At 65.6% G+C, this 13,068-nt stretch carries 13 protein-coding genes; 7 read left to right on the top strand and 6 right to left on the bottom strand.

What is annotated here, in order from left to right; genetic code table 11:
* Positions 1-122: 122 nt before the first annotated feature.
* The 4 genes from AC1DYL_RS15710 to AC1DYL_RS15695 all read right to left on the bottom strand — a co-directional run bounded on the left by AC1DYL_RS15710 (position 123) and on the right by AC1DYL_RS15695 (position 4,057).
* On the bottom strand, positions 123-1,859 hold the full coding sequence (locus AC1DYL_RS15710) for a sensor histidine kinase (protein ID WP_477173881.1): 1,737 nt from the start codon (positions 1,857-1,859) through the stop codon (positions 123-125).
* 105 nt (positions 1,860-1,964) lie between these two features.
* Positions 1,965-2,861, bottom strand: a complete 897-nt coding sequence (gene truB, locus AC1DYL_RS15705; protein ID WP_477173880.1) for a tRNA pseudouridine(55) synthase TruB — start codon at positions 2,859-2,861, stop codon at positions 1,965-1,967.
* On the bottom strand, positions 2,858-3,265 hold the full coding sequence (gene rbfA, locus AC1DYL_RS15700; RefSeq protein WP_477173879.1) for a 30S ribosome-binding factor RbfA: 408 nt from the start codon (positions 3,263-3,265) through the stop codon (positions 2,858-2,860). Before rbfA ends, truB begins: the two co-directional genes overlap by 4 nt.
* Before the next feature lie 9 nt (positions 3,266-3,274).
* A complete protein-coding gene (locus AC1DYL_RS15695) occupies positions 3,275-4,057 on the bottom strand; it encodes a TetR/AcrR family transcriptional regulator (RefSeq protein ID WP_477173878.1) in 783 nt (260 codons plus the stop codon).
* Positions 4,058-4,236: 179 nt separating this feature from the next.
* Between AC1DYL_RS15695 and AC1DYL_RS15690 the strand changes: the two genes are divergently transcribed.
* From AC1DYL_RS15690 to AC1DYL_RS15675, 4 genes are all read left to right on the top strand, one after another.
* Entirely contained in the window at positions 4,237-5,184 is a 948-nt protein-coding gene (locus AC1DYL_RS15690) for an ATP-binding cassette domain-containing protein (protein WP_477173877.1), read from the top strand.
* Between the two features lie 238 nt (positions 5,185-5,422).
* Positions 5,423-6,172, top strand: a complete 750-nt coding sequence (locus tag AC1DYL_RS15685) for an ABC transporter permease (RefSeq protein WP_477173876.1) — start codon at positions 5,423-5,425, stop codon at positions 6,170-6,172.
* A gap of 61 nt (positions 6,173-6,233) precedes the next feature.
* Positions 6,234-6,446: a hypothetical protein gene (locus AC1DYL_RS15680; RefSeq protein WP_477173875.1), complete on the top strand. Its 213-nt coding sequence runs from the start codon at positions 6,234-6,236 to the stop codon at positions 6,444-6,446.
* Between the two features lie 191 nt (positions 6,447-6,637).
* Entirely contained in the window at positions 6,638-8,881 is a 2,244-nt protein-coding gene (locus AC1DYL_RS15675; protein ID WP_477173874.1) for an ATP-binding cassette domain-containing protein, read from the top strand.
* Positions 8,882-9,028: 147 nt separating this feature from the next.
* On the opposite strand, the gene AC1DYL_RS15670 is transcribed toward AC1DYL_RS15675, so the two are convergent.
* Positions 9,029-9,682: a hypothetical protein gene (locus tag AC1DYL_RS15670; RefSeq protein WP_477173873.1), complete on the bottom strand. Its 654-nt coding sequence runs from the start codon at positions 9,680-9,682 to the stop codon at positions 9,029-9,031.
* A gap of 102 nt (positions 9,683-9,784) precedes the next feature.
* On the opposite strand from AC1DYL_RS15670, the gene AC1DYL_RS15665 reads away from it, so the two are divergent.
* Genes AC1DYL_RS15665 through AC1DYL_RS15655 form a run of 3 tightly spaced genes read left to right on the top strand, consistent with a single transcriptional unit; the run spans position 9,785 to position 11,120 of the window.
* Positions 9,785-10,096, top strand: coding sequence for an ArsR/SmtB family transcription factor (locus AC1DYL_RS15665; protein WP_477173872.1), 312 nt, complete (start codon positions 9,785-9,787; stop codon positions 10,094-10,096).
* Complete coding sequence (locus tag AC1DYL_RS15660; protein WP_477173871.1) at positions 10,093-10,440, top strand: SRPBCC family protein; 348 nt, start codon at positions 10,093-10,095, stop codon at positions 10,438-10,440. The genes AC1DYL_RS15665 and AC1DYL_RS15660 overlap by 4 nt, the downstream gene beginning before the upstream one ends.
* 41 nt (positions 10,441-10,481) lie before the next feature.
* Positions 10,482-11,120 (top strand): ATP-dependent Clp protease proteolytic subunit, encoded by a 639-nt coding sequence (locus tag AC1DYL_RS15655; protein ID WP_477173870.1) that lies wholly within the window; start codon positions 10,482-10,484, stop codon positions 11,118-11,120.
* Here the strand turns inward: AC1DYL_RS15655 and AC1DYL_RS15650 are convergent.
* Complete coding sequence (locus AC1DYL_RS15650) at positions 11,111-13,015, bottom strand: ABC transporter ATP-binding protein (protein ID WP_477173869.1); 1,905 nt, start codon at positions 13,013-13,015, stop codon at positions 11,111-11,113. The two genes, AC1DYL_RS15655 and AC1DYL_RS15650, sit on opposite strands and share 10 nt — an antisense overlap.
* Between the last annotated feature and the right edge of the window lie 53 nt (positions 13,016-13,068).

Here is a 13,068-nt window from a genome sequence, read left to right as displayed (position 1 = left end):
CTTTCAAATAGAGGATCATCGGGACGCTGCAGCCCGGGATGTCGTCCAGGCTGAGCCATGAAAAAGCGCCGGCAGGGCCGGAACTCGCGCGCTCTATAGGGGAAAGGGGTCGCAAACGCCAGTTATTTGTCGGCGGCGGGTTTTTCGGTGGCCTTGTCGGTGCTGCCGTTGAGCGTGTCGGAAGGATCGAGCGAGGCGAGTGGAATGGTGAAGCGCCACTCGATGCCGAGGTCATGCACGATGCGCTCGACTTCGCCGCCCAGCGACCGGCCGACCATGTTCTCAAGTACCGTAGTGCCGAAGCCGCGCCTTGGCGTGGCGGAGCTGGGGGCGTTGCCGCTTTCGTGCCAGACGAAGGCGACCGCATCGTCGGCGCGCTTCCAGGTCACTTCGAGGCGCCCACCATCCTTGGCGAAGGCCCCATACTTCACCGCATTGGTAGCGAGTTCGTGTGCCGCCATGCCGAGGATCTGCGCCGCCTGCGCGTTGAGCCGCAGCGACGGACCGTCGACGACGACGCGCTCGCCGTCGACGGGGCAGAACGGATCGATCTGGCTGACCAGCAATTCCCTGAGGTCGACGCCGGCGACACCGTGCGCCAGCAGCAGGTCGGTCGAGCGCGCGAGGCCGAAGATGCGGCGCTCGAAACTCGACACGAACTCCGGAACCGTGTCGGCGCCGCGGGCGGTCTGCTTGGCCATGGCGGCGATGACGGTCATCTGGTTCTTGGAGCGGTGCGCCAGCTCGCGCATCAGGAAGCGCACCTCGGTCTCGGCCGCTTGGCGCCGCCGCGATGCATCGCCCAGCGCGCTGGAAACGGTCTCGATCTCGGCGATCGGGAACGAACGGGCCTCGACCGGCTGGCCGGCGCCCAATCGCTTGGCGTCGGCCTCGAGCCCGTGCACCGAACGCCCGATCTGCAGGCTCACGCCGTACACCACGAGCACCACCAAGGCGGCGAGCAGCACCCCGCCGGCGAGCAGCGACCAGAACGCATCGGCGAGCGGTTGAGCAACGACGTCGCGATCGGCCCAGGTGACCAGCGACCATCCGCTGAGGAGCGATTGCTGGGCCACCACCAGGTATTCCTTGCCCTCGGACTTGAGGGTGCGCCACCCGGAGGTGGAGCCAAGGTTTTTCACGGGAGCCAGGTTGAAAGAATCGCCGGTATTGCCGCCTTCGCCCGCTGACGCGATGATCACGCCCTTGCGGTCGACCAGGGCCACATGCCAGCCATCGGGCATGCGGCTCGCCAGAAGTGGCAGCGATAGCTGGCTGGCGGTGCGGCTGAAGCCGAGGACGAGCGGCGGATGTCCCGCCGGGAAGATCGGCTGCAGGATATTCACCACCCATTGCTGGGAGACCCGGCCGTAAACCGCATCGGATATGGCCACGTCGCGGCTATCGAAGGCACGCTGCGCCGTTTCGACATCGCTTATGGCATTGTCGCCCTGATCCGAGAGTGGCCGGCGGGTCGTCAGGTCCGACGTCATGTCCGGATGGATGACATAGACGTATGACCCGGTGCCCTCGAGCGCCACGCTGACGCGCGCATGGAACTCCGGATAGTCGGCCGGAGACAGCGGTGGAGTGGTCGCGAGCACACGCAACGTGGTGATATTGGCGTTGATCTCACGGTCGACCGCCTGGACGATCGAGCGGGCGTTGCCGGTGATCAGCGTCTCGACCACCCGCTCCTGCGCCTCGTTGTTGCGCTGCAGCAGGATGGCCGAAAAGATGAAGGCTGGAACCAGGGCGACCAGTGCCAGCACGAAGAGATAGACGGCAATCGGGCGCGCGGTGCGAGCGCGGCGGCGCACGGCAGCAATAGTCTCAGCCGGGCCGGGCCCGTCAGCCATTTAGCACCCCGGCGGACATGCAACCCCAGCCTCTACAAAGCGTCGAAACATGGAAACGTCCGATTCTGCTATTGAGTTCCGGCGGTTACGACAAAAATCCTGGGCTCAGGCGAGGACGCGTTGCGGTTTGAACATGCCGGCTTCGACGCGGCCCAGGGCGACGGCGGCGCCGGCGCTGCTGGCCCAGGCGCTGTCGAGCGCGATCGGCGCCGAAGCGCCGCCGAGCAGCACGGGATTGCCGTGGCGCACGGCGCTAACCTGATCTGGCGTAAGGCGAATTTCGGGCAGCAACGACAGGCCGGCGGACACCGGCAGGAGCAGGGAATCCCGGTCGGCGGCGGCTTCGAGGGCCTCCAGAGTGACCGCGCGCGCCTCGGTGAAGGGGCCGACGGCGGCGCGGCGGAGTTCGACGACGTGGCCGCGGGTGCCCAGGTGCCGGGCGAGATCTCGGGCGAGGGCGCGGACATAGGTGCCCTTCTCGCAGGTCATCTCGAGGCGGCTGATTTCACCTGTGTGTTCAAGTAGTTGCAGCGCCTCGATGTAGACCGGACGGGCGGCGAGTTCGACGGTTTCGCCGGCCCGGGCGAGGTCGTAGGCGCGCTCGCCGTCGACCTTGATGGCCGAAAAGGCGGGCGGGGTCTGCATGATTTCGCCAGTAAAGGTCGGTAGAGCTGACCTAATTTCCACCTCATCCGGACGCACGGATGAACGCTCGCTGACGATTCCTTCAGCATCGTCGGTGGTGGTCTCCTCGCCCCACTTGATGGCGAAGCGATAGACCTTGGTGCCGTCCTGTACTGCGGGGACGGTCTTGGTCGCTTCGCCCAGCGCGATGGGGAGGATGCCGGTAGCAAGCGGATCGAGCGTGCCGGCGTGACCGGCTTTCTTAGCGCTGAACAGCCAGCGGACTTTGCCCACCGCCTGGGTGGACGTCATGTCGTAGGGCTTGTCGAGTATCAGCCAACCGGAGACGTCGCGCTTCTGGCGCTTCTCGGTGGTCAATCTTCGTCCTCATCCTTGTGGATGTCGCGCTGCACGCGATCGGAGCGGAGCAGGGCGTCGATCTTGCCGAACTCATCGAACGTGGTGTCGACGAAGAAGCGCACTTCGGGGGCGAATTTCAGGTCGAGCTCGGGCGCGATGCGGCCGCGCACGAAGCGCGCATGCCGGTTGAGGGCGACGACGATCTCGTCGGCACCCTCGCCGCCAAGCGGTACCACGTAGGCGCTGGCGAGCTTCAGGTCGTTGCTCATGCGCACTTCGGGCACGGTGATGACCTTGCCCTCGAGCAGGGGATCGTCGATCTCGCCGCGGGCAAAGATGCCGGAGAGCGCATGGCGCACCAGTTCGCCGACGCGCAGCTGGCGCTGGCTGGGACCGGTGGGCTTGTGATTATCGCGTTTCATCCGCCCGAGTTAGGCGCTCGGCGGGCGCGCGTCAACTTTGCCCTTGGATGCGATCAGCCGCTCCAGCCCATCGAGGATGCGCGCGAGGCCGAAGGCGAACGCCCGATCGGGGTCGCCGAGGCCGTAGAGTTCGCCCACCACCGGCCCAACGCGCTGCACCACGGGATAAGGAGTATAGTCGAGCGTTGCGAGGAACGGCTCGATCTTCAGCCACCACTCGTCGTCGCTCATGCCGGTGAGTTGCTTCACCATCCGGGAGCGGGCCACGTCGCGCACCGCGCCATGCACGTAGTTGGCGACGAACGTCAGGCTCTGGTCCATCTCGACCTCGTCGAGCCCCAGATTGTCGAAGGCGGCGAGCGCCATGTCGTAGGCCCGCAAGGTGTTGGGTCCCATCACCGGCCGGTGCGTCGCGAGCTCGAACACCCAGGGATGGGCAAGATAGAAGTCGCGGTAGCCGGTGGCGATGAGGCTGACATTGTCCCGCCACTTGGCTGGATCGAACTTCGGCGTTTCGGGCACCGGCCAGATGACGGCATCGACCATCAGGTCGAGCAGTTCGGCCTTGCCGGGAACGTGCGTGTAGAACGACATCGGCGAAATGCCGACGGCCTCCGCTACCCGCCGCGTGCTCACCGCCTCGAGCCCCTCGGCATCGGCGATGACGATGGCGGCGGCAACGATATCGCCCAGCGCCACCTTCGGCTTCGGCCCGCGCTTGGGCGGCTGCGCGCCGCTCCACAGCAACTGCAGCGTGCGGATCGGGTCGCCCCGCCCGGCAATGTCGTTCATCCGGCCTCCGATTAACTCTTTACACCGTACGGGATTATGCTAAACCTTGTACGCCGCACAATGTTATGGCCCCCGTGCGGAAAAGTCGAGCCTTACGTCGAAATCCACCCTGCTGACACGTCATGTCAGGAGGGGTGGAACAGTTTGCCTTGAGAAACAGTCGAAGGGGAGTTCCAACCGTGATTCATGCGCGTGGATTGACGCGGAGTTTCAAGACCAAGACCGGAGTGGTGGAGGCCGTGCGCGGCCTCGATCTCGATGTCGCGGAGGGCGAACTGGTCGCCTTTCTCGGGCCCAATGGCGCCGGCAAATCGACCAGCGTGCGGATGCTGACGACGCTGCTGCCGCCAAGCGAAGGCACCGCCAACGTGGCCGGGCACGATGTCCTCCACGCCCCGGCTGAGGTGCGAAAGCAGATCGGCTATGTCGGCCAGGGCAAGGGCACTGGCAACTACAACAAGCTGCGCGATGAACTGCTGACGCAGGGCGCTGCCCAGCAGATGAGCAAGGCCGCCGCGGCGAAGCGAGCCGACGAACTGATCGGCATGCTCGAGCTGACCGGCCTCGAGGCCCGCACCGGCATGAGCCTTTCGGGCGGGCAGAAGCGGCGCGTCGATGTGGCGCTCGGGCTGATGCACAGCCCGAAGGTGCTGTTCCTCGACGAGCCCTCCACCGGGCTCGACCCGCATAGCCGCGCCAACCTCTGGGAGCACATCGTCAGGATCCGCAAGGCGACGGGAATGACGATCTTTCTCACTACCCACTATCTCGATGAGGCCGACTCCATGGCCGAGCGGGTGATGATCATGGACAACGGCCAGGTCATCGCCAACGACACGCCGGAACGGCTCAAGGCCGATCTCGCCGGCGACCGCATCACTATCGACGCAACGGACTCGGTGGTCGCCGCTGAGGTCGCCGCCAACCTGCCCGAAGCGCGCGAAGTGACCCGCGATGGTGCCCGGGTTGGGGTGACGGTGAAGGGCGGCGAAGCGGTGCTGCCAGAGTTCATCCGATCGCTCGATTTGAGGGGAGCGCGGGTGCTGGCGGCGAATGTGCGGCGACCGACGCTGGACGACGTGTTCCTGGGTTTGACCGGCCGCTCGCTCAGGGAGAGCGCAGCATGAAGGGGCCATTTGCACCTGTGAGGCGGCGAGCCACCCTGCCTTTTCCCCTTGTGGGAGAAGGTGGCGCGCAGCGCCGGATGAGGGGTCCGCAGCCGGAGGCTGCGCGACCGGAGCAAAGCGACGGGCGATTGAGCTTGCGGAGAGAGACCCCTCATCCGCCCTTCGGGCACCTTCTCCCACAAGGGGAGAAGGCAGGTTGGTGGCCCGCCCCCATGATCGAGCTTCAGGAGATTCAACGATGACCTTCTTCCGCGATGTCGCGACCTCGTTCACCCGCGAGATGAAGCCCACCCTCGCCGATCCCTCGTGGATGGCGTTCGGCCTGGTGCAACCGGTGCTCTATCTCGCCTTCTTCGTGCCACTGCTCGACGTCGGCGGCTCCACCGCCGACGCGCTGCAGTGGTTCGTGCCGGGGATGATCGTCATGCTGACACTGTTCGGCACGGCGATGGTCGGCTGGAGCCTCACCGAAGAGCTGATGAGCGGTGTGCTCGAACGGTTCCTTGCCACCCCGATGAGCCGGCCGGCGCTGATCTTCGGCCGCTCGCTCAAGGAGATGTTCCCGCTGGCCCTGCAGGCGCTGGCGCTCATCCTCCTCGCCTGGCCGTTCGGGCTGCAGCTTCATCCGATCCAGATGCTGTTCGGGCTGGCGCTGCTTGCCCTGTTCGGCGCAGGCGTCGCGGCGCTGTCCTACTCGCTCGCCATCGCCGCGCGCCACAACACCTCGCTGTTCTACATGGTGAGCCAATCCGTGGCGCTGCCGCTGATGCTGCTCGGCGGCGTGCTGCTGCCGATCGAGAACGGGCCCGGCTGGCTCTATGCGGCCAGCCGCTTCAACCCGCTGACCTACCTGGTCGAAGCCGAACGGGCGCTGTTCGCCGGCGAACTGTTCACCACCACGGTGCTGTGGGGCGTGCTGGTCGCGGCCGGCGTTGCCGTGGTTGGCCTGACCATCGGCGCCCGGGCGATCCGCAAGGCGAGCATCTAACGCGCCACGCCGGGCACCCACGGGTGTCCGGCTTCACCTTTTCAGAAAGCGAGGTCAAGCGATGAGCGAAGAGATAACCATCCCAGTCCTCTCCGGAGCAGTCACCAGCGGAGGCGACGCACGAGCGCTCGCATCGCGTATCGAACTGGCAGTGGCCATGGGGCAGCACCAGGTCGCGACAGACCTTCATCGCAGGTTCCAGGCGCTGCCTCTTTCCGACGCCGAACGGCGCCGGATGCATCAGGAGTTCGCGGTGCTGGATCGGCTGCCGTGAGCATCTCCCCAAACTCGATGTCATCCCGGCGAAGCCGGGATCCATCCTGAGGTGTGTCGGCTCATGCGCTGCTACCGCGGCATCTCAGGATGGGCCCCGGCCTTCGCCGGGGTGACACCGTTGGTGGGGGAGGGGTTGCCTTTCCCCGAAAGCTTATTTAACTAACTGGTAAATTACGAAAGAGGGTAGGCATGTACGGTTCGATCAAGATCCGCGGCGCGCGGGAGAACAATCTCAAGAACGTGTCGCTGGATATCCCGAAGCGGAAGATCACCGTGTTCACCGGCGTGTCTGGATCGGGCAAGAGCTCGCTGGTGTTCGGCACCATCGCGGCCGAAAGCCAACGGTTGATCAACGAGACCTACCCCGCCTTCGTCCAGCAGTTCATGCCGCATTACGGCCAGCCCGACGCCGACCAGCTCGAGAATATTTCCGCCGCCATCATCGTCGACCAGCAGCGGCTGGGCGGCAATTCGCGCTCCACCGTGGCGACCGTGACCGACGCGGCGCAGATGCTGCGGGTGATCTTTTCACGCGCCGCCACCCCGAAGCTCGGGGCGCCTGGCCTCTACTCCTACAACGACCCGCGCGGCATGTGTCCCGATTGCGAGGGCATCGGCCAGGTCGCCGCCATGGACATGGACGCGGTTGTCGATGAGAGCAGATCGCTCAACCAGGGGGCGCTGCTGCCCAAGGATTTCGCCGTCGATGGCTGGTATTGGGAGCTCTACAAGGCCTCCGGCTTCTTCGACATGGACAAGCCGGTCAAGGACTTCACTGCCGAAGAGCGCGAGAACCTCTTCCACCTCGACGATGGCCGCAAGGTCAAAGTCGGCAAGATCGGGCTCACCTATGACGGGATCGTCGCCAAGCTGAAGAAGGGATTGGGCGCGAAGGACCCTGAGAACCTGCAGCCGCATGTGCGCGCCGAGTACGACAGGATCTTCACCCGCAAGACCTGCCCCGCCTGCGGCGGCGCCCGGCTGAATGCGGCGGCGCTCGGCAGCAAGGTGAACGGCAAGAATATCGCCGAATGCTCGGCGATGCAGGTGTCCGACCTCGCCCCGTTCGTCCGCTCGATCGATGCGCCGGGCATCGGGCCGATGCTCGAGGCACTGGCGGCGCGGCTCGAGAACCTCGTCATCATCGGGCTCGGCTATCTCAGCCTCGATCGCGAGAGCTCCACGCTCTCGGGCGGCGAAAGCCAGCGGGTGAAGATGGTGCGGCACCTCGGCTCATCGCTGACCGACATCACCTATGTGTTCGACGAGCCGAGCGTCGGGCTCCACCCGCACGATGTCGGCCCGCTCGCTGGGCTGATGCAGCGGCTGCGCGACAAGGGCAACACCGTGCTGATCGTCGAGCACAAACCCGACATGATCGCTATTGCCGACCATGTGGTTGATATGGGGCCGTTCGCGGGGAGCAAGGGCGGCGAGATCGTCTACGAGGGCGATTTCGACGGGCTACTGAAGTCGGGCACGCTGACCGGCAATCACATGAAGAAGTACCAGCCGATCAAGACCGAGGGTCGCAAGGCCAAGGGCCAGCTGAAGATCGCGAACGCCAAGACCAACAACCTGCGCGATGTGTCGGTGGCGATCCCCGAGGGCGTGCTGACGGTGGTGACCGGCGTCGCCGGCGCCGGCAAGAGCTCGCTGATCCAGGGCTCGCTCCCGGCGGCATATCCGGACACGGTGATCATCGACCAGCACCTCAACCGCGGCTCGTCGCGCTCCAACACCGCCACCTATACCGGCATCCTCGACACGGTGAGGAAGACCTTCGCCAAGGCCAATGGCGTCGATGCGGCGCTGTTCTCGGCCAACTCGAAGGGCGCCTGCCCAGACTGCAAGGGCCTGGGCGTCACCTACACCGACCTCGCCCACATGGACCCGGTGGCGAGCGTCTGTGAAACCTGCGAGGGCAAGCGCTTCACCGACGAAGTGCTGCAGCACAAGCTGCGCGGCAAGGCGATCAGCGACGTTTACGAAATGAGCGTCTCCGAGGCGACCGAGTTCTTCACCGAGCCGGCCATCGCCAAGATCCTCAAGGGGTTGGACGATGTCGGCCTCGGCTACCTAACCCTGGGCCAGCCGCTGTCGACGCTGTCGGGCGGCGAACGCCAGCGTCTGAAGCTGGCGGCGGAACTGGGTAAATCCGGCAATATCTATGTGCTCGACGAGCCGACCACCGGGCTCCACATGAACGACGTCGATACGCTGATCGGGCTGTTCGACCGGCTGGTCGATGCGGGATCGACCGTGATCGTCATCGAGCACAATCTCGATGTGATCAGCCGGGCAGACTGGGTCATCGACCTCGGGCCGGGCGCGGGTCACGAGGGTGGGAGCGTGGTGTTCGAGGGGACGCCGACGGGGTTGCGCGGGGCGAAGGGGAGTTTGACGGGGGCGGCGCTGGCGGCGCGAGGCTAGTCGCGGAGCCGGTGGCTGCGGACCCCCACCCCTGTCCCCTCCCCCTAACAGGGGAGGGAGACGCTTGCTGCGATGCCAGTATTTTGGTCTCCCTCCCCATTCTTAGGGGGAGGGGACAGGGGTGGGGGTCGGCCACCACGGGCGCGGCTATTGGGCCGCCACCTTCTCCAGCGTCACCGCGTCCTGCAATTCCTTCGCCCGGGCCTGGAACACCGCCGCATCCACCGGCCAGGTCTTCGGATCCGACGGATCAAACGCCCGGCCCTTCCACTCCTGGTAGACCATCGCAATCCCGGTGTCGGTCTTTTTGAACACGGCGACCATCACCTCGCCCAACCCGCGCAGCTTGCCGTTGTCCTTGTAGGCGCCGCACACCATGCCGAGCGCCGGGAAGAAATCACCGGTCTCCTCGCCGAAATTAAAGAAGCCGATCGCCTCGGGTTTGCAGATCTGCGAGTAGCCGTACATCGTGGCGCGGCGGTAGTCGTCGAGGCTGCGCCCGGGCTGCAGCGTCAGGCGCACGGCGTAGGTCTTGGTCCAGCTATCGATGGATTCGCCCAGCGGGAAGAACTCGGCGAAGGCCTGCCCGGCATCGCCATAGGTATTCGATTCGACCAGCTTCAACACATCAGGCGAAAGCCGCTCGGTCGGCGACAGCCAATCCGGCGTCGGCAGCACGAAGCGATGCTTCAGCGCCTCGAAGGTCAGATTGACGCCGTCGCGGCCGAGGGTCGGTGCGTCCTGGGCGGCGGCACTGCCGATAGCGAGAAGGCCGCAAAGGGCGAGGATCAGGGCACGCACGTGACAAACTCCGCTGTCGGAACGGGCGCGACCCTATGCCGAGGCGGGTCATCGAGTCGAGGAGGCTTGCACGACTCATAAGTATTGGCTTATGTGTTGGTCATGGAAGCAGATATCTTCAAGGCGCTGGCCGATCCGAACCGCCGCGCCATGCTGGAGCGGTTGGCGGGCGGCGAGCTGACCGGCTCGGCGCTGGGCGAGGGCTTTGCCATCTCGCAGCCGGCCATGTCGCAGCATATCGCCGTGCTGCGCGGCGCCGGGCTGATCCGCGAACGGCGCGAGGGGCGGAGCGTGCATTACGCGGTGAACCCCGACGGCATGGCGCCGCTGCATGACTGGCTGAGCCGCTACCAGGCGTTCTGGCCGGAGCGGCTGGGCCGCCTCAAGGACTTCCTCAAGGAGATGGACCAATGAGCGAGCCGCAAACCGAAGCTGAGCGCGTAACGGTGGAATGCGCGCTCGATGCCGCCCCGGAAAAGGTGTGGCGCGCGCTGTCCATCCCCGCCTACCGCGATGCCTGGCTACTGCCGGACGGCGACGCCGAGCGCTTCACCGCCGAGGTGGTCGAGGCCGTACCGCCGCACCGCCTGCGCCTCAGCTGGCGCGAGGGCGATGCCGATGGGGAACTCGTCACCTTCACGCTCACGGCGACGCCCGACGGCGGCACGTGGCTGCGGCTGGTGCACGACCGGGTGATGGAGCCCATGCGCGTGCCGATCCCCGCCAACGCCAACGTGGCGATGCTCAGGGCCGCCTAGCCCCGAGCTTTCACTCAAAGCAGTTCTGAAGGAGGTTGCCGATGCGCGACATGATGCAGCTCGTCCCCATGGTCATCGAACAGTCGAGCCGGGGAGAGCGTTCGTTCGATATCTTCTCGCGGCTGCTGCGCGAGCGGATCATCTTCGTCAACGGTGAGGTCGAGGACCAGATGGCGGCGCTGATCTGCGCCCAGTTGCTGTTCCTCGAATCGGAGAGCCCCGGCAAGGAAATCTCGCTCTACATCAACTCGCCGGGCGGCGTGGTGACGGCGGGGCTCGCCATCTACGACACCATGCAGTTCATCAAGTCGCCGGTCTCGACCCTCTGCATGGGCACTGCCTACTCGATGGGCTCATTCCTCCTCGCCGGCGGCGCGCCGGGCCGTCGCATGGCGCTTCCCAATGCCTCGATCCTCGTGCACCAGCCCTCGGGTGGCGCGCAGGGCAAGGTCACCGACGTGCTGATCCACGCCGAGGAGAGCCAGAAGGTGAAGGCCCGGATCAACCGCATCTATTCCAAGCACTGCGGCCGCACCATCGAGGAGGTGGAGCGCACCCTCGACCGCGACCGCTATATGTCGCCGGAAGAAGCAAGGGATTGGGGCCTGATCGACTCGATCTTCACCGAACGCGGCGAACTGCCGATGCCGGTGCCCGAGTTGCCGATGACTCAGCGATAGCCCTGCGCCTGCAGTTCGAACAGCTCGGCGTAGCGGCCGGCTTCGGCGATCAGTTCGTCGTGGGTGCCGGCTTCGACTACTTTGCCGTCGGCGAGGACGACGATGCGGTCGGCCATGCGGACGGTGGAGAAGCGGTGCGAGATCAGCACCGCCGTGGTGCCTTCGGCGAGCGATTTGAAGCGGGTGAAGACCTCCGCTTCGGCGCGGGCGTCGAGTGCCGCGGTGGGCTCGTCGAGGATGATGATCTCGGCGTTCCGCATATAGGCGCGGGCGATGGCGATCTTCTGCCATTCGCCGCCCGAAAGGTCCTGGCCCTTGAGGAAGGTGCGCCCGAGCATCTGGTCGTAGGCCTCGGGCAGGCGGCGGATCACTGGATCGGCAAGGCTTTGCTCCGCCGCGGCGATGATACGGTTGCGATCGTCGGCCACCTCGATGCGGCCGACGCCGATATTGTCTGAGGCAGAGAAGCTGTAGCGCAGGAAATCCTGGAAGATCACCCCGATATGGGTGCGGAGATCGGCGGTGGCGAACTCCTTCAAATCGATGCCGTCGAGGGTGATGCGGCCCTCGTCCGGGTCGTAGAGCCGGGTCATCAGCTTGACGATGGTGGTCTTGCCGGCGCCGTTCTCGCCGACCAAGGCGAGCGTTTCGCCGGCCGGCACCGTGAAGCTGAGGTTGCGCACCGCCCAGCGTTCGGAGCCCGGATAGCGGAAGCCCACATTCTCGAACACGATCCCCTGTTTCACGGGAAGCGGGAAGGGTTTTGGGTGCTTGGGATCGAGGATGGTGGGCTCGATCTCGAAGAAGCTGAACAGGTCGTCGAGATAGAGCGACTGCCCGGCGATCTGGGTGAAGCCGATGAGGATCTGCTGCAAATAGCCGTTGAGCTGGTTGAAACTGCCCGACAGGAACACCAACGTGCCGATGGAGAACTCGCCATGCAGCGTACGCCAGACGATGTAGGCGTAGGCAGCATAGTAGGTGAGGGTCGAAATGGCGGCCAGAGCGCCGGTCTGCCAGGCGCGCTTGATCGAGAGGTTGCGGTTCTCGATGAGGATCTGCTGGCTGAGCGTCTCGAAGCGGCCGGAGAGGAACCCGCCCAGGCCGAACAGCTTGATTTCCTTGGCGCTGTCGGCGCTGGCGCCGATCTGGCGCAGGTATTCGAGCTGCCGCCGCTCGGGCGAGCGGTTGTGTGAGATCCAGTAGGCCAGCCGGTTGAAGCGGAATTCGCCCCACACCGCCGGGATCAGCGCGAGGGCGAGGAGCCCGATGAGCAGCGGCGCATAGAGAAAGAGGCCGGCGGCGAGAGCGATGGCGGTGATCATCGCCTGCGCCTGCCCGAACACCTGCGAGATCACGGTCGAGCGGCTTGATGCCTGCCGGCGCGCCCGCTCCAGCCGGTCCTGATACTCGGACTGCTCGAAGTGCTTCAGGTCGAGCTTGGCCGCATGCTGCATCAGCTCGAGGCTGACGGCATTGGAGTGGCTCTCGCCGAGGATGTTGTCGACGACATTGATGGCGCGATTGAAGGCATCGCGGGCGAACACCAGCGCGAACTCGCCCGCGAGCAGCCAGAGCAGGGTCGTGAGCCGGCCGCTCGAGAGCCAGTCGGCGAGCTCGGGGCCGGGGACGCCGAGGCTGGTCTGGTGCACCACCTCGTCGATGATTAGCTTAGTCAGCAGCAGCACCAGCGGCGGCTGGATGGCGACGATGAGCCGGAGCACGATGCTGAGCCCCATCAGCCACGGGCTGGTGCGCCACATCTGCGCGAACAGCCGGCCGAGATGGCGGAAGGTCTTCAGCCGCTCGCCCTTGTCGAACGGCAACGCATCGGGAATGTCCGGGCCATTCGCCCCACGTCCCCCGCCCCCAACCCTGCCGCCAACGCCGCGCATCAAATCACCCTGAAGAACGAGAACAATTCTAGGGTGGAGCGCGTTGCGGCGAA

This window comes from Devosia sp. P1_H9 (assembly GCF_056405135.1).
Note: the sequence above shows the minus strand (reverse complement) of the source record. Positions and strands in the feature narration are given on the sequence as shown.